At 65.6% G+C, this 14,308-nt stretch carries 17 protein-coding genes; 11 read left to right on the top strand and 6 right to left on the bottom strand.

The features are described from left to right. From SE91_RS29635 to SE91_RS29625, 3 genes are all read left to right on the top strand, one after another. The coding region (locus tag SE91_RS29635) for an ABC transporter substrate-binding protein (protein ID WP_156490070.1) at nt 1-460 on the top strand (460 nt) is incomplete at its 5' end. Between the two features lie 142 nt (nt 461-602). Next, nucleotides 603-1,391, top strand: a complete 789-nt coding sequence (locus tag SE91_RS29630) for an enoyl-CoA hydratase (protein WP_008542284.1) — start codon at nt 603-605, stop codon at nt 1,389-1,391. Nucleotides 1,392-1,393: 2 nt separating this feature from the next. Beyond that, entirely contained in the window at nt 1,394-2,140 is a 747-nt protein-coding gene (locus tag SE91_RS29625) for a VOC family protein (RefSeq protein WP_061851400.1), read from the top strand. A gap of 167 nt (nt 2,141-2,307) precedes the next feature. Here SE91_RS29625 and SE91_RS29620 read toward each other — a convergent pair whose 3' ends face one another. Genes SE91_RS29620 through SE91_RS29610 form a run of 3 tightly spaced genes read right to left on the bottom strand, consistent with a single transcriptional unit; the run spans nt 2,308 to nt 5,377 of the window. Then, on the bottom strand, nt 2,308-3,120 hold the full coding sequence (locus SE91_RS29620) for an enoyl-CoA hydratase/isomerase family protein (RefSeq protein WP_061850172.1): 813 nt from the start codon (nt 3,118-3,120) through the stop codon (nt 2,308-2,310). Between the two features lie 16 nt (nt 3,121-3,136). Next, nucleotides 3,137-4,297: an acyl-CoA dehydrogenase family protein gene (locus tag SE91_RS29615; RefSeq protein WP_061850171.1), complete on the bottom strand. Its 1,161-nt coding sequence runs from the start codon at nt 4,295-4,297 to the stop codon at nt 3,137-3,139. 15 nt (nt 4,298-4,312) lie between these two features. Continuing rightward, on the bottom strand, nt 4,313-5,377 hold the full coding sequence (locus SE91_RS29610; protein ID WP_061850170.1) for an acyl-CoA dehydrogenase family protein: 1,065 nt from the start codon (nt 5,375-5,377) through the stop codon (nt 4,313-4,315). A gap of 237 nt (nt 5,378-5,614) precedes the next feature. Between SE91_RS29610 and SE91_RS29605 the strand changes: the two genes are divergently transcribed. Then, nucleotides 5,615-6,400, top strand: a complete 786-nt coding sequence (locus SE91_RS29605; protein WP_061850169.1) for an SDR family NAD(P)-dependent oxidoreductase — start codon at nt 5,615-5,617, stop codon at nt 6,398-6,400. A gap of 147 nt (nt 6,401-6,547) precedes the next feature. On the opposite strand, the gene SE91_RS29600 is transcribed toward SE91_RS29605, so the two are convergent. Both SE91_RS29600 and SE91_RS29595 read right to left on the bottom strand, forming a co-directional pair. After that, a complete protein-coding gene (locus SE91_RS29600; RefSeq protein WP_193409756.1) occupies nt 6,548-6,820 on the bottom strand; it encodes a GlsB/YeaQ/YmgE family stress response membrane protein in 273 nt (90 codons plus the stop codon). 28 nt (nt 6,821-6,848) lie between these two features. Then, nucleotides 6,849-7,427 (bottom strand): YidB family protein, encoded by a 579-nt coding sequence (locus SE91_RS29595; protein ID WP_061850168.1) that lies wholly within the window; start codon nt 7,425-7,427, stop codon nt 6,849-6,851. Nucleotides 7,428-7,592: 165 nt separating this feature from the next. Here SE91_RS29595 and SE91_RS29590 point away from each other — a divergent pair, with 165 nt between their 5' ends. Next, nucleotides 7,593-8,594, top strand: coding sequence for a 2-dehydropantoate 2-reductase (locus tag SE91_RS29590; RefSeq protein WP_061850167.1), 1,002 nt, complete (start codon nt 7,593-7,595; stop codon nt 8,592-8,594). A gap of 21 nt (nt 8,595-8,615) precedes the next feature. Next, complete coding sequence (locus SE91_RS29585; protein ID WP_061850166.1) at nt 8,616-8,819, top strand: hypothetical protein; 204 nt, start codon at nt 8,616-8,618, stop codon at nt 8,817-8,819. Nucleotides 8,820-8,889: 70 nt separating this feature from the next. Here SE91_RS29585 and SE91_RS29580 read toward each other — a convergent pair whose 3' ends face one another. Continuing rightward, nucleotides 8,890-9,519, bottom strand: a complete 630-nt coding sequence (locus SE91_RS29580) for a hypothetical protein (RefSeq protein WP_061850165.1) — start codon at nt 9,517-9,519, stop codon at nt 8,890-8,892. A gap of 207 nt (nt 9,520-9,726) precedes the next feature. On the opposite strand from SE91_RS29580, the gene SE91_RS29575 reads away from it, so the two are divergent. From SE91_RS29575 to SE91_RS29555, 5 genes are all read left to right on the top strand, one after another. Then, a complete protein-coding gene (locus tag SE91_RS29575; protein ID WP_061850164.1) occupies nt 9,727-10,755 on the top strand; it encodes an alpha/beta hydrolase in 1,029 nt (342 codons plus the stop codon). A gap of 110 nt (nt 10,756-10,865) precedes the next feature. Next, nucleotides 10,866-12,383: an AMP-binding protein gene (locus SE91_RS29570; protein WP_061850163.1), complete on the top strand. Its 1,518-nt coding sequence runs from the start codon at nt 10,866-10,868 to the stop codon at nt 12,381-12,383. Between the two features lie 27 nt (nt 12,384-12,410). Then, nucleotides 12,411-13,049 carry an RraA family protein gene (locus SE91_RS29565; RefSeq protein WP_061850162.1) on the top strand — a complete coding sequence of 213 codons (639 nt, stop codon included), beginning with the start codon at nt 12,411-12,413 and terminating at the stop codon, nt 13,047-13,049. Nucleotides 13,050-13,074: 25 nt separating this feature from the next. Further along, a complete protein-coding gene (locus tag SE91_RS29560) occupies nt 13,075-13,446 on the top strand; it encodes a cupin domain-containing protein (RefSeq protein WP_061850161.1) in 372 nt (123 codons plus the stop codon). A gap of 119 nt (nt 13,447-13,565) precedes the next feature. Continuing rightward, nucleotides 13,566-14,308 (top strand): tripartite tricarboxylate transporter substrate-binding protein (locus SE91_RS29555; protein WP_061851399.1); only part of this gene is annotated, 743 nt, incomplete at its 3' end.

The raw sequence follows: 14,308 nt of genomic DNA, 5'->3' as shown, positions 1-14,308 counted from the left end.
GGTCTCGCCGCTGCTCGCCTTCGTCACCGACATCGACTCGATCGGCCTGGAGACCGCGCAGGGTCTGCTGCTGGCCGAAGCGTTCTACTGGGACCTCAATGACGACACGCGCGCCTTCTCCAAGCGCTTCACCGAACGCATGAAGCGGCCGCCGACCTCGGCGCAGGCGGGCGTCTATTCCTCCATCACCCATTACCTGAAAGCCGTGAAGGCGGCGGGCACGACGGATGCGGCGACCGTGATCAAGGTGATGAAGGAGACGCCGATCAACGATTTCTTCGCCAAGGGTGGCAAGATCCGCGAGGATGGCCGCATGATCCACGACATGTACCTGTTCGAGGTGAAGAAGCCGGCGGAATCCAAGGGCCGTTGGGACGCTTACAAGCTGCTCGCCACCGTGCCCGGCAGCGAAGCGTTCCAGCCGCTGGAGCAGTCGCGCTGCTCGCTGGTGAAGAAGTGACGCGAAGCGTCATCCCGGGGCGCGCGTGAGCGCGAACCCGGGATCCATCGGGCGGCAGTGACGGTTGAGACATGGATTCCGGGTTCGCGACTTCGTCGCGCTCCGGAATGACGGAGCAAAACAACAACAAGGGAGACGCCCCATGAACGACATGGTCCTGCAAAAGCTCGAAGGCGGGCTGCTCACCATCACGATGAACCGGCCCGAGCGCAAGAATGCGCTCAACCCGGACATGGTGCGCGGGCTGGTCGAGGCGGCGCGGCGCGCGGCTGACGATCCGGAGGTGAGGGCGGTGCTGTTCAAGGGCGCCGGCGGTTCCTTCTGCGTCGGCGGTGACGTCAAGTCGATGGCGGAGGGACGGGCACCGCTGCCGTTCGAGCAGAAGCTTGCAAATCTCCGCCGCGGCATGGAGGTCTCGCGCATCCTGCACCAGATGCCGAAGCCCGTGGTGGCGCAGCTCGATGGCGCAGCCGCCGGCGCCGGTCTGTCGATGGCGCTGTCCTGCGATCTGCGCATCGCCAGCGAATCCTGCAAGATCACGACCGCTTTCGCAAAAGTCGGCTTCTCCGGCGATTACGGCGGCACTTACTTCCTGACGCAGCTGCTCGGCAGCGCGCGGGCGCGTGAGCTCTACCTGATGTCGCCGGTGCTCACCGCGAAAGAAGCGCATGCGATCGGCATGGTGACCAAGGTCGTGCCCGACGCCGAGATCGACACCGCCGCCCACGAGCTCGCGCTGTCGCTGGCGCAGGGCCCGTCGATCGCGCTCGGCTTCATCAAGCGCAACATCAACAATGCCGAGCATCTGGCGCTGGAGGATTGCTTCGACGGCGAGGCGATCCATCACACCCGCTGCGGCGACACCGAGGACCACAAGGAGGCCGCGAAAGCTTTCGTCGAGAAGCGCAAGCCGACCTTCAAGGGCGCATGACGATGGCGCCCTACATGCGCCTGCGGCAGATCTGCCTGGTCGCGCCGCAGCTCGAGCCCGTCATCTCCGACATCGCGGAGATCATGGGCCTTTCCGTCTGCTACCGCGATGGCAATGTCGCTAAATACGGCCTGGAGAACGCGCTGCTCCCGGTCGACACCATCCTGCTGGAGGTCGTCGCGCCGTTCAAGGACGGCACCACGGCCGGCCGCTTCATTGAGAAGACCGGCGGCCGCGGCGGCTATATGGCGATCTTCTGCTGCAACGATCCGGACGAGCGCGGCCGCAACGCCAATGCGCTCGGCGTGCGCACCGCCAATGTTATCGACCACGCGCCCTATCACGGCGTGCAGCTCCACCCTCGCGACTGCCGCGCCGCCTTCATCGAGTTCAATCACACCGAAGGCAGCGACGACATTCTCGGCGCCTATCCGCCGGCGGGACCGGATTGGCAAAAATTCATCCGCAAGGACGTGACGCGAGCGCTGACGGCGGTGGAGATGCAGAGCCCGGATCCGCAAGGTCTTGCGGAGCATTGGGGCAGGATCCTCGGTGTTGCAGCGCGCGACGCCGAATTGAAGCTGCCCAACGCAACCTTCCGCTTCGTGAGCGGTGCGAGCGAGATCATGAGCGCGCTGGATTTTCGGGTGAGCGATGCCGCACGCGTGCTGCATGCCGCGCGGGCGAAAGGGCATGCGGTCGCGGGGAATGAGTTCTTGCTGGGCGGGGTGACGTTCCGGGTGAGCTGATTGCGCTGCACCCTCTCCCCTTGTGGGAGAGGGTGGCTCGCCGCAAAGCGGCGAGACGGGTGAGGGGTCTGCCTCCGCGATTCGCTTCTTCATAGTGCGCGCGGAGAGAACCCCTCATCCGGCGCTTCGCGCCACCTTCTCCCACAAGGGGAGAAGGAAGGAAAAGATCAACGCCCCTTAAAATTCGCCACGCGCCGTTCTTCGGTCGCCTTGACGCCTTCCTTGAAATCTTCCGTCGCGCGCAGGCGGGTCTGCTCGGCGAGCTCGTGATTGGTCGCGGCCATGACGCGGTCGGCGAGGCTGGCGCGCATCGTGGCGCGGGTCGAGAGCAGGCCGAGCGGGGAGCATTCGGCGATCTCGCCGGCGAGTTTCATGGCGGCCGCCTTGACCTGGTCCTGCGGCACCAGCTCATTGGCGAGGCCCCATTTGTAGGCTTCCTCGCCCGTGACGCGGCGGCTGGTGTAGAACATCAGCTCGGCATTGTTCTTGCCGATCAGCTCGGGCAGCGTCACGGTCAGCCCGAAGCCGGGATGGAAGCCGAGCTTGGTGAAGTTCGCGGAGAAGCGCGCCTCGGGGCAGGTGACGCGGAAATCGGCGGATACCGCAAGGCCGAGGCCGCCGCCGATGGCCGCGCCCTGCACGGCCGCGACGATGGGCTTCTTGGCGCGGAAGATGCGCACGGCCTGGATGTAGAGATGGTTGATCGGGCCGAGACTGTCGGCCGGGTCGCCCTTCTTCTCGGCCTCGCGCGCCTCCTGCTCCTGCCGTGCCGGATCGCCGAAATTGGCGCCGGCGCAGAACGCCTTGCCCTGTGCCGACAGCACGGAAGCGCGGATCTCGATGTCGCGGTCGAACTCGTCGAGCGCATCTGCGATCTGATTGATCAGCGAGATGTCGAAGAAGTTCAGCGGCGGACGGCGGATCTCGATGGTGCCGACATGCCCGACCTTTTCCACGCCGATATCTTTGTAAGTGCTCATGATGATCCTCGATTGATTAGCGCAGGCCCAAGCCGCGGGCGATGATGCCGCGCAGCACTTCGGTGGTGCCGCCCTGGATGGTGAGTTTCGGCGCGGTCTTGATGGCGAAGTCGAGCTGCCGCTCCAAAGTCTCGCGGTTGGTCGCGGTCTCCTCGACGAAGGCGGCGAGATCGCGCACGCGATGCGGCAGCTGCTGCTCCCAGACCGTGCCGATGTCCTTGACGATGGACGCCTCCACCACCGGCTCCTTGCCGGCCTCCAGCATGCCGGCGACCGAGACCGACATGCGCCGCATGGTGTGGAGCTGCGCGACGAGGCGCCCGATGCCCTCGGCGCTGCGCGTATCCGGATTGGGGCCGACCGCGCGGACCAGCTCGGTCAGCACGTAATAGGTTTCGAGGAAGCGTTCGGGACCGGAGCGCTCATAGGCAAGCTCGCTCGTCGCCTGCTTCCAGGCGCCGTCGACCTCGCCGAGTACGTGGTCGTCGGGCACGAAGAAGTCAGTGAACACGACCTCGTTGAACTCGTACTGGCCCGTGATCTGGCCGATCGGGTTCACCTGGATGCCCGGCTGCTTCATCTTGACCAGGAACTGGGTGAGGCCGTGCCGGCGGTTTTCCTTGGTCGGCGGCGAGGTCCGGAAGATCGCGATCATGTAGTCGGCGATGTGCGCCGACGAGGTCCAGATCTTGGTGCCGTTGATGAGATAGCCGCCGTCGGTTTTAGTCGCGCGCGTTTTCGCCGCGAACAAGTCGGAGCCGGAGTTCGGCTCGCTCATGCCGATGGCAAAGCAGATCTCGCCGCGGCAGATGCGCGGCAGGATGTCCATCTTGATGTTTTCAGGCGCGTATTTCAGCAGCACCGGCCCGCTCTGGCGGTCGGCGACAAAGAAGCGCCGCGTCGGCGCGTTGGCGACGCGCATCTCCTCGGTCACCACGTAGCGCTCGAGGAAGGAGCGCTCCTGGCCGCCGTATTTTTTCGGCCAGGTCATGCCGAGCCAGCCCTTGGCGCCGACCCGCCGGGAAAATTCCGGCGCGTCAATGTCTTCGCGGTTGGGCTTGTGCGGATCGAAAGTGCCGGCGGCGATCTCCTCGGCGAGGAAGGCACGCACTTCCTTGCGCAATTGCTCGCACTTCTCGGGCAGACGGATCGGATCGAAACGGAGGGCAGCGGTCATTGTTTCTCTCCCGGATCAGCGCGACGCCACGAGCGGCCACAATTCATCGGCGCCGCGATTTGCCACGAGCTTGCCGAGCTCGACAGCCCAGTGGCTTTCCGAGCCGAAATCGTCGCGCCAGGCAAGCGCCCGCAGTGAATAGCGGTGCAGGATGTGCTCCATGGTGAAGCCGATCGCGCCATGGACCTGGTGCGCGATGGCACCGCCTTTTTCCGCCGCTTCCGCGCAGCGGATCTTTGCGGCGGCGGCTTCGAGATAGACCTCGTCGTTGAAGGATTTTGCGTTCGCGATCGCATCGGCCGCGGACGTTGCGGCCGCCAGTGCTGCGGCGGATTCGCCGGCGAGGCGCGCGAGATTGTGCTGCACGGCCTGGAATTTCGAGATCTTCTTCTCGAAGGCGACGCGTTCGTTGGAATAGCGCACGGAGATGCCAAGCATGGATTCCAGCGCACCGGCGATCTGGAGGCTGCGGGCGACGCCGCCCATCAGCATCAAATTGGTCTGGTCGAAGCCCTCAGGTGCCGGCTTGATCGCCACGGGCTGCACCTTGTCGAGCGTGACAGTGTCGCTGTGGTCGTAGCCGACATTCAGCCCAGCTTCGATCCGGCCCTTGCTCGCATCGACCAGCGCGATGGAAACGCCGTCCTTGCCGTGCGCCAGCACCGCAAAATGCTTCGCCGCCTTGGCAAAGGGCACGCCGCGTGCGCGGCCGGAGAGCGCGCCCTCGGCATCGAGCGTGATGCGATCCCGCGGCGAAGCCGGCAGCACGGTCATCTCGCCTTCGGGCGATGTGATCTTCGCCTGCGCCAGCAACCAGCCCGCCAGCATGGTCTCGGCCAGGGGGACCGCAACCGCAAAGCGGCCCGCCGCGTTCAGAAGGGCAAAGCCGTCGGCAAGGCTGGCGCCGGAGCCGCCGAGATCATCCGGCACCCAGGACAGCGTCAGGCCGGATTCGCTCAGCGCTTGCCACAGCGGCGCCTGCCAGGAATCCTTCCTGTCGTTGTTGATGGTCTGCGGATCGGCGAGATCGGCGAAGATCTTCTCCGCGGTCTCGACGATGATATTGTCACTCTCCGCCACAGCGTTCCCCGTGTTTTGCCATTGGCGCACCCCGCTCCGTGAGCTGGCGCGCAAGCTCTTCTTGCGCCCGATGATCGGAAAAAGCCATGGCCCTGACAAGCGTTGATCGCAGGTCAACCTGCGGCGCGGGCATGGGGGATCAGCTAATTCCGCTTAGCGGAGTTTGCTCGATTTGCAGCGCGCGGCAAACTCGCTAAACAGGACGCCGAGATCAAAGAGACAGGGGAAGGATTTGGGATGGCCAAGGATAGTCTGTGCGCAATCGTGACGGGGTCGGCGTCTGGCCTCGGTGCTGCGACCGCGGAAATTCTCGCGCGGAGCGGGGCTCGGCTCGTCATCAACTATTCGTCGAGCCAGAAGGAAGCCGAGGCCACGGCGGAGCTCTGCCGCAAGGCAGGCGCCGCGGAAGTCCTGGTCGCGCAGGGCGACGTCTCCAAGGATGACGATTGCCGCAAGATCGTCGCGGCGGCCAGCGGCTGGGGCCGGCTCGACGTCCTCGTCAACAATGCCGGCACCACGAAGCACGTCGCGCACGCCGATCTCGACGGATTGTCGGCGGAGGATTTCCAGCGCGTATATGGCGTCAACACCATCGGCCCGTTCCAGATGGTGCGCGCGGCGCGCAGCCTGCTCGAAGCCGGCGCGAAAGCTTCGGAGCGGCCCTCCGCCGTCGTCAACGTGTCCTCGGTCGCCGGCATCAGCGGTGTCGGCTCGTCGATCGCCTATGCCGCGAGCAAGGGCGCGCTCAACACCATGACCCTGTCGCTGTCGCGCGCGCTGGCGCCGCTGATCCGCGTCAACACGGTGTGCCCCGGCTACATCGATACGCCCTGGTTCACCAAGGGCCGCGGCGAAGCCGGCGCCAAGCAGGTGCGCGACAGCGTGGTGGCGAAGGTGCCGCTCAAGGTCGCCTCATCTGCGGAAGACATCGCCCAGCTCGTCTGCTTCCTGGCGATGCCGGCCTCCAGCAACATGACCGGCGAGGTCGTGCGCATGGATGCGGGGATGCATTTGATCACGTGATTTGGCGTCGCGCTCTCTCCACGTCATGGCCGGGCTTGACCCGGCCATCGACGTGTTGTCGCGCCGATAGAAAGACGTGGATGCCCGGGTCAAGCCCGGGCATGACGACGCGGAGGCAATGCGCCTCAATCCGTTAGCGATCTAGCACTAGCCTTTTATCACCCCACTCGCGACCAGGCGGTGCCAGATGAACAGCACCACCACGGCACCGATGGTGGCGGTGATGAAGCCGGCGCCTTGGTCGGGGCTGTAATGTCCGATGGACTGGCCGACGAAGGTCGCCAGAAACGCGCCGGCGATGCCGAGGATGGTGGTGAGGATGAAGCCGCTCGGATTGTTCGGCCCCGGCGCGAGCCAGCGCGCGATGAGGCCGGCAATGAAGCCGACGACGATAATCCACAACAGGCCGCCCATGCTCATGACAGTGCTCCCCTCCTTTTGACGAGACTTAAATGCGGCCCGAGAGCTCGTTGTCGGTCGGCAGCCGTCCGTCCGGCGTCAGATGGTCGACCACTTGCGGCAGATACTGGCTGAGGCCGGACAGCAGCTCGTCGCGCGACAGGCCGCTCTGCGCGGACAGGCTCTCGATCTGGTCGGCGCCGAGCGCGCTGGCGAGATCGCCGGGTTCAATCGGCTTGTTCTCGCCCTTGCCCACCCAGGAATTCGCGGTCTCGCCCTGGCCGCCCTGCTGGAGCTGATTGAGGAGATCGCCGAGCCCGCCGCTAAGTACGGTACCGGCCGCGCCGCCCGCGAGCAGGCCGCCGAGGCCGCCCTTGAGCAGATCGCTGAGACCGCCGCCGGGGCCGCCTGCATTCGCCTGGGTTGGAGGCGGCAGTGGCGACCTTTGCTGCGGGGCAGGCGCCGCGCCGGGCTGGCCCCCCGTCAAATGCTTGAATGCCTTCCAGGCGAGCAGGCCGAGCAGTGCCATGGTCATCGGCGACATGCCGCCGGAAGTTTTCTCGGAGCTGGGCGTGCTAGGACCACGCGGTCCGTTCTGCATGCCGTTGAGGACGTCGAGTAGACCCATGGTGCTCTCCTTTGGCGTCTCGTTCGGCGAGCGCTCGCCGCTGTCTGCCCCCCGGGCGAAAACATATGGGGCTCCCATGACGGTTACAAGGCGGATGCATCGCAACCGGTGGGCAGTCGAACCGACCTCTGCTATCGATGACTGAACGTTCAGGGAGCAATGTTAGTGTCTACGGATCGACCGATCGTGGTGGCCGGCGCCGGCGCCATCGGCTGTTTCGTCGGCGGCATGCTGGCGGCCTCGGGCCGCCGCGTCGCGCTGCTGGTGCGGCCGCGGGTGAAGATCGAGATCGAGCGGTTCGGCCTGCGGCTGACCGATTTCAACGGCTCGGAGACGAGGCTCGGCGCGGGCCAAGTCGCATTGTCGGAGGATACTTCGATCTTCCACAGCGCCGGCATCGTGCTGGTGACGGTGAAGAGTGCCGATACCGCAGATGTCGCGGACCAGATCGCGCAGCATGCGCCACGGGATGCCGTCATCGTGTCCCTGCAAAACGGCGTCGGCAATGTCGCGGTGCTGCGCGAGCGCCTCGACGGCCGCCGCGTGCTCGCCGGCATGGTGCCCTTCAACGTGATCGCGATGGGCGAGGGCCGTTTCCACCGCTCGACCTCCGGTGACATCCATATTGGTGAGGACGAGGCAAGCACGGCGCTCGCGCTGTCGGCGCCGGGCCTTGCGATGCGTGCGAGCCGCGACATCATCGGCGTGCAATGGGGCAAGCTGATCATCAATCTGAACAATGCACTCAGCGCGCTGTCCGACATGCCGCTCGCCGCGCAGCTGGCGAGCCGCGACTGGCGAAGGCTGTTCGCCGACCAGATGGCGGAGGGGCTGGCCGCGCTGAAGGCCGCCGGCATCGCCCCGATCTCGGCAACGCCGATTCCAATGGGCTGGACGCCGGCCCTGCTGCGGCTGCCGGACACGATCTTCAATGCGATCCTGGGACGCACGATGAAGATTGATCCGGAGGCGCGCTCCTCGATGTGGCAGGATCTGAAGCAGGGCCGCAGGACCGAGATCGACTATCTCCAGGGCGCGGTCATCGGCCTGGCCGAGCAGAACAATGTCGATGTGCCGCTGATGCGCCGCATTGTTGCGCTGATCAAGGAAGCCGAGGTCGCCGGCAAGGGTCCGCCCGGTCTGACGCCGCAGCAAATTCGCGGCTAGCACTTTCGATGGAGAAGCGCGATGAAACGTAGCCTGATGACCGGTCTTGCGCTGATCGCTGTCTGCGCCGCATCGACGCTCGCTTACGCTAGGCCGCCGACGGTGATGAACTCGCCCGGCTATGACAGGCGATTGCAGGAGAGCAGGTCGCAGCTGGGCGCGATGCCGACGGCGCCAGCGACGGTGGTCAAGCCGACGCACAGCAAGAAGAAGCGGGCGAACTGAAACCCACTCTTCTTAGCCGGGACGACCGCGGAGTGTGCAGCGTCAGCGGAGCAAAACACAGCTCAGCAGCTCAGCCCTTCTTCGCCGGCTTGCTCGGCGTCGGGCTGAACAGCTTCTTCAGATCGTTCAGGCTTTCCGACAGGCGCGGCCATTCGCAGGAGAAGGCGCCCTTGGTGCAGGGCGCGCCTTTCCGCTGGGCCACGGTCTGCTGCACCTTCGGCCGCTCGACCGGGAGTGGCACGCGCGCGACGTCGGTCCGTAGCGCGACCTGCTGGAGCTGCTGGAGTTGCTGTGCCTGTCGTTCCTGCTGCTCGCGCTGCTGGCGCGCGGTGGCTTGCGCGGCTTCGTTGTTGCGCCGCTCTCGGGCGAGGTAGGCGGTGTAGGCTTCGTCGATCTTCTTCTGCTCCTCCGGCGTCGGGTTCGGCCCGGCGATGTCGAAGCTGCGATCCTGGAGGAAATCGTAATAGGAATAGCCGCCGCCCGGCTTGCGGCGCCCGGCGAACTTGGCGTTGCAATCGGCAAGCGCCGCGGTCTTCTCGGCCTTGCTCGGGGATCTTTCAGCGGCGTCGGCGCAGGATTCGAAGTCGACAGGGGCGCGCTTCCACCATTGCGCCTGGGCATGCGGCACCGTCAGCAGAAAAAATCCTGCCGCAGCAACGAGAAGTGGCGCCGCACGACGCGATGCAACTATAACCGACATTTACGAGAGCATTCCTTACGAGACTCAACCCGCCCTGAGTCGAGTCTGATTTTTGCCCCTTTATTGCCGGCTTGTCACCCGTGGAACTCGGGAATTTCATGGCTGGAATGCTGACATTTTTTGCTTGACGTGGCGCAGGAGTCACAGCCGCGCGACGAGAGTGCGCTTAGACTTTTATCGATTTAAATTCGAAGGGGAATGTCTCTCATGCGTGCGCTCGCCGGCCTCGTCGCAATCGCGCTGATGCTGATCTGCGGCGATGCCCTCGCGGCGGACGAAGCTGCACCCAACCACAAGCCGGTGAGGGCGATTGCCGATACGCGGCTCTCCGTCGGCGGCCAGGGCATTCTGCCGCTGTATCTTTCCAGCGACTGGTCGCTGCCGCTGCCGGCGATCTCGCGCGCGATCATCGTGCTGCACGGACGGCTGCGCAATGCCGACGATTATTATCTCTCGGCCCACACCGCGCAGGTCGCCGCGGGCGACGATGGCAAGCACGCACTCATGATCGTGCCGCAATTCTTGGCAGAGATCGACATCGAGGCGCACAAGCTGCCGGCCGACATGCTGCGCTGGTCTCTAGAGGGCTGGGAGGGCGGCGAGGCCGCGCTCGGGCCCAATCCGGTCTCCTCGTTCGAGGCGCTCGATGCGATCCTGGCAAAGCTCTCCGACCGGCGCATCTTCCCGAACCTGAAGCAGGTCGTGGTCGCCGGTCATTCAGGTGGCGGCCAGGTCGCGCAGCGCTACGCCATCGCCGGCAAGGGCGAGATGGCGCTGTCGCGCCAGCACATCGATGTCCGTTACGTCGTCGCCAATCCTTCGTCCTACGCCTATTTCACTGCCGAGCGTCCGCTGCCCGCGATCGCCAAATCCTGTCCGGGCTACAACAATTGGAAATACGGCATGGACGAGCGGCCGCCCTATGTTGCGAACGTCGCGCCTGATACGCTCGAGCAGCGCTATGTCGAGCGCGAGGTGGTCTATCTGCTCGGCACCCTGGACACCAATCCGAAGCATCCCGCGCTCGACAAGAGCTGCATGGCCGAGGCGCAAGGCGCTACGCGTTACGCCCGCGGCCACGCCTATGCGGATGTGATGGCCAAGCGCAACCACGGCACGCCCCATCACAGGGTCTGGGACGTCGCAGGCGTCGGCCATGACGGCGACAAGATGCTGACCTCGGCCTGCGGGTTAGCCGCGCTGTTCGACAGTCCGGGCTGCGGCGCGGAGCGCTGATGCGCGTCTCTTGAGGCAATCTCTTGAAGGGCTGGCTCCGCCTGTTACAGTTCGTCCCGCGAGACGCCTCATCGTGAGGCGGCGCCAAGAAGACGAAGTGGAAACGCCTGATGCTGCTGCCCCTGTCCGACGTGCCGCGCTGGTACGCTCAACGCAAACCACATGGCACGATCGCCGTCCGTCACGGGCAGGACACGCTGACATGGGACGAGCTCGAGCGTGGTGCCAACCGGCGCGCGCGGGCGTTCATGGCCAAGGGCGTCAAGCCCGGCGACTTCGTCGCGATCGGATTGCCCAACGGCAACGCGTTTTTCGAGACCTCCTTTGCAGTGTGGAAGTGCGGGGCGACGCCGACCTCGCTGTCATGGCGCTTGCCGCGCGGCGAAGCCGCCGCCGTGCTCGACATCCTCAAGCCGGCGCTGGTGGTCGGCGGCGAGGCCGACTGGAACGCGCCGAACCGCTTGCCCGCCGATTTCGTGCCGGAGGGATTCTCGGATGAACCGCTCGATCCGCCGGTGGCGCGCTATTGGAAGGCCATGACCTCGGGCGGCTCGACCGGCCGGCCCAAGGTGATCCTCGACCATCACCCGGCGGTGACCGATACGGCGGCCGTGCCGCCGCTCAACATTCCCGTCGGCGTCTCGCTGCTCAATCCCGGTCCGCTCTACCACAACGCGCCGTTCATCGTGTCGCACTACGCGCTCTTTGTCGGCGGCCAGCTCACCGGCCTCACCAAGTTCGACGCCGAGGAGACGCTGCGGCAGATCGAGCGCGAGCGCGTGCAATGGGTCAATTTCGTGCCGACCATGATGCACCGGATCTGGGCGCTGCCGGAGCGCGTGCGCAATGGCTACGATTTGTCGAGCCTGCAGACGGTCTTCCACATGGCGGCTCCGATGCCGCCCTGGCTCAAGGAGAACTGGATCGCCTGGCTCGGGCCTGAGCGGATCTGGGAGCTCTATGGCGGCACCGAGCGCCAGGGCGCCTGCATCATCTCAGGCACGGAATGGCTGACGCATAAGGGCTCGGTCGGCAAGATCGGCGACATGGCGAAGCTTCGCATCATCGGCGAGGACGGCAACGACGTCGCGCCTGGCGAGACCGGCGAGATCTATTTCCTCAACAATGACGGCAAGGACGCGACCTATCATTATCTCGGTGCCGATCCGAAGCGCCGCAGTGATGGCTGGGAATCGCTCGGCGATATCGGCCGGCTGGACGCCGAAGGCTATCTCTATCTCGGCGACCGCCTCGCCGACATGGTGCTGCGTGGCGGCGCCAACATCTATCCGGCCGAGGTCGAGGCCGCGGTGTCCGAGGCTCCCGGCGTGCGCTCCTGCGTCGTGGTGGGATTGCCCGATCCGGAATTGGGCCAGCGCGTGCACGCCATCATCGAGCCGGAGCCGGATGCGGACGGCCAGGTCATCGCCGACGGCATGGCGGAGTTCTTGAAGGACAGGCTCAGCCGCTACAAGCACCCCGAGAGTTTCGAGATCGTCGGCGCCCCGCCGCGCGATGATTCCGGTAAGGTCCGCCGCACCCTGTTGCGCGACGAGCGCGCGACATGGATGAAGGAGGGGCGCGCCTTCCGGATTTTGCCGTCGAAGGCGCGGGCGCACGCTGAATAAGAAAAGTCACGAAAGGATTCCTTGGACATGACGATCACCATCGCAACCAACAGCGTGCCGAAGCCGCCGGCCGACATCATCGCGGGCTTTCGCGGCGCGCCGACCTCGGTCATCTCGGACAATCTCGCGCGCCTGCCTGGTGCAGTGGGGCTCAAACCCTATCACCGCGGCGGCGCGCTGGTGGGGACGGCCTTCACCGTGCGCACCCGTCCCGGCGACAATCTCGCCATTCATCGCGCGCTCGAGCTGGTCGGTCCCGGTGACGTCATTGTCGTCGACGGCGGCGGCGACGAGACGCGCGCGCTGATCGGCGAGATCATGAAGAACATCGCGCAATGGCGCAAGGCCGAAGGCTACGTCATCGATGGCGCCATTCGCGATGTCGCGGCATTCGCTGCCGACGACTTTCCCTGCTACGCCCGCGCCGTGATCCACCGCGGCCCCTACAAGAACGGTCCGGGCGAGATCAATGTGCCGGTGACGATCGGCGGCAGCGTGATCTCGCCCGGCGACATCGTCGTCGGCGACGAGGACGGTGTGGTGTCGTTTCCCGCCGCCGGTGCCGCCGCGCTGTTGGAGGCGGTCCGCGTCCAGGTCGCGCGCGAGGAGGAGACGCTGAAGGCGATCCGCGAGGGCCGTTACCAGGGCGCTTACGGCAAGTCCTGATCAGAGAAACGAAGGAGAGGATGACGTGAGCCAGAAGGAAGAATTCCACAACATCGACAATCCCGACGACGGCCTCTTCCGGGAGCTTGCCGCGGGTGTGACCACGCGCATCTTCTCCGGCGAGCAGGCGATGCTGTCGGTGGTGACGCTGGCGCCGCATGCACAGGGCACGCTGCACCATCATCCCGAGGAGCAATGGGGCGTGCTGCTCGACGGCTCCGCCATCCGCGTCCAGGGCGGCGAGGAAATCGCGGTGAAAAAAGGCGATTTCTGGCGAACGCCGGGCAATGTGCCGCACACCATGCGCGCCGGCCCCGACGGGGCGCGGGTGCTGGACATTTTCAGTCCACCACGGCCAGAATACAAGAAAGCAGGGTCGGGTTTCGGTACGACCTAAGCGCTTCGCGCTTAGGCTATGTTTTTGAGCATGATCCTTGCGGAAAACCGCTGCACACTTTTCCGCATGCTTTGGCGCCAAAGAGCAAAAGCCGGGCGCATCACAAAAGGGAGGGGACTGTGACGATCACACGACGCACGCTGCTGGCCGCACCGGCCATTCTCGCATTGACGCCGGCGATGGCCCAGGCCGGCAAGATTACGCTCGTCGTGCCGTTCCCGCCGGGCGGCTCGACTGATGCGATGGCGCGGCTGTTGCAGGCCAGCCTCCAGACAAAGCTCAATCGCATCGTCGTGGTCGAGAACAAGTCGGGCGCTGCCGGTGCGCTCGGCGCGGCGCAGGTCGCCAAGGGCCCAGCGGACGGCTCGAACTTCCTGGTGACGTTCGATTCCCATGCGGTGATCCCGTCCATCCTCGACAAGCCGCCGGTCGATGTCGAACGCGAGCTGATGCCGGTCCTGCTGATCGGCACAGCGCCTTACGTGATCGCCGCCGGCGCCGGCCGGCCCTACAAGAGCTTCGCCGACGTGGTCGCCGCGTGCAAGGCGACGCCCGGCGCGGTGAAATACGCCTCCGTCGGCATCGGCACGCTCGGCCATCTCGCCATGACGGTGCTCGGCAGCAAGGCGGGCGTCGAGATCATGCACGTGCCCTATCGCGGCGGCGGTCCGGCGATGAACGACGTGCTCGGCGGCCATGTCGATCTGATCGCGGGATCGGCGGCGCTGGTGGCGGCCCAACTCGGCACCAACATGCTGCGGCCGATCCTGCAGCTCGGCCGCGAGCGGCTGCCGGCTTTGCCGGAGACACAAACCGCGATCGAGGCCGGCTTTCCGGATTTCGAGACGCTGGCCTGGTGGGG

Origin of the sequence: Bradyrhizobium sp. DOA1, assembly GCF_001593325.1 — a bacterium.
In the GTDB taxonomy this organism is placed as follows: Bacteria; Pseudomonadota; Alphaproteobacteria; order Rhizobiales; family Xanthobacteraceae; genus Bradyrhizobium.
This window is presented reverse-complemented; position numbering and strand designations above follow the sequence as displayed.

Excerpts from the sequence above, each read along its gene's own strand:
- SE91_RS29630 (WP_008542284.1), top strand. The coding sequence starts at position 603 with ATGAACGACATGGTCCTGCAAAAGCTCGAAGGCGGGCTGCTCACCATC.
- SE91_RS29625 (WP_061851400.1), top strand. The coding sequence starts at position 1,394 with ATGGCGCCCTACATGCGCCTGCGGCAGATCTGCCTGGTCGCGCCGCAG.
- SE91_RS29620 (WP_061850172.1), bottom strand. The coding sequence starts at position 3,120 with ATGAGCACTTACAAAGATATCGGCGTGGAAAAGGTCGGGCATGTCGGC.
- SE91_RS29615 (WP_061850171.1), bottom strand. The coding sequence starts at position 4,297 with ATGACCGCTGCCCTCCGTTTCGATCCGATCCGTCTGCCCGAGAAGTGC.
- SE91_RS29605 (WP_061850169.1), top strand. The coding sequence starts at position 5,615 with ATGGCCAAGGATAGTCTGTGCGCAATCGTGACGGGGTCGGCGTCTGGC.
- SE91_RS29600 (WP_193409756.1), bottom strand. The coding sequence starts at position 6,820 with ATGAGCATGGGCGGCCTGTTGTGGATTATCGTCGTCGGCTTCATTGCC.
- SE91_RS29595 (WP_061850168.1), bottom strand. The coding sequence starts at position 7,427 with ATGGGTCTACTCGACGTCCTCAACGGCATGCAGAACGGACCGCGTGGT.
- SE91_RS29585 (WP_061850166.1), top strand. The coding sequence starts at position 8,616 with ATGAAACGTAGCCTGATGACCGGTCTTGCGCTGATCGCTGTCTGCGCC.
- SE91_RS29580 (WP_061850165.1), bottom strand. The coding sequence starts at position 9,519 with ATGTCGGTTATAGTTGCATCGCGTCGTGCGGCGCCACTTCTCGTTGCT.
- SE91_RS29575 (WP_061850164.1), top strand. The coding sequence starts at position 9,727 with ATGCGTGCGCTCGCCGGCCTCGTCGCAATCGCGCTGATGCTGATCTGC.
- SE91_RS29570 (WP_061850163.1), top strand. The coding sequence starts at position 10,866 with ATGCTGCTGCCCCTGTCCGACGTGCCGCGCTGGTACGCTCAACGCAAA.
- SE91_RS29565 (WP_061850162.1), top strand. The coding sequence starts at position 12,411 with ATGACGATCACCATCGCAACCAACAGCGTGCCGAAGCCGCCGGCCGAC.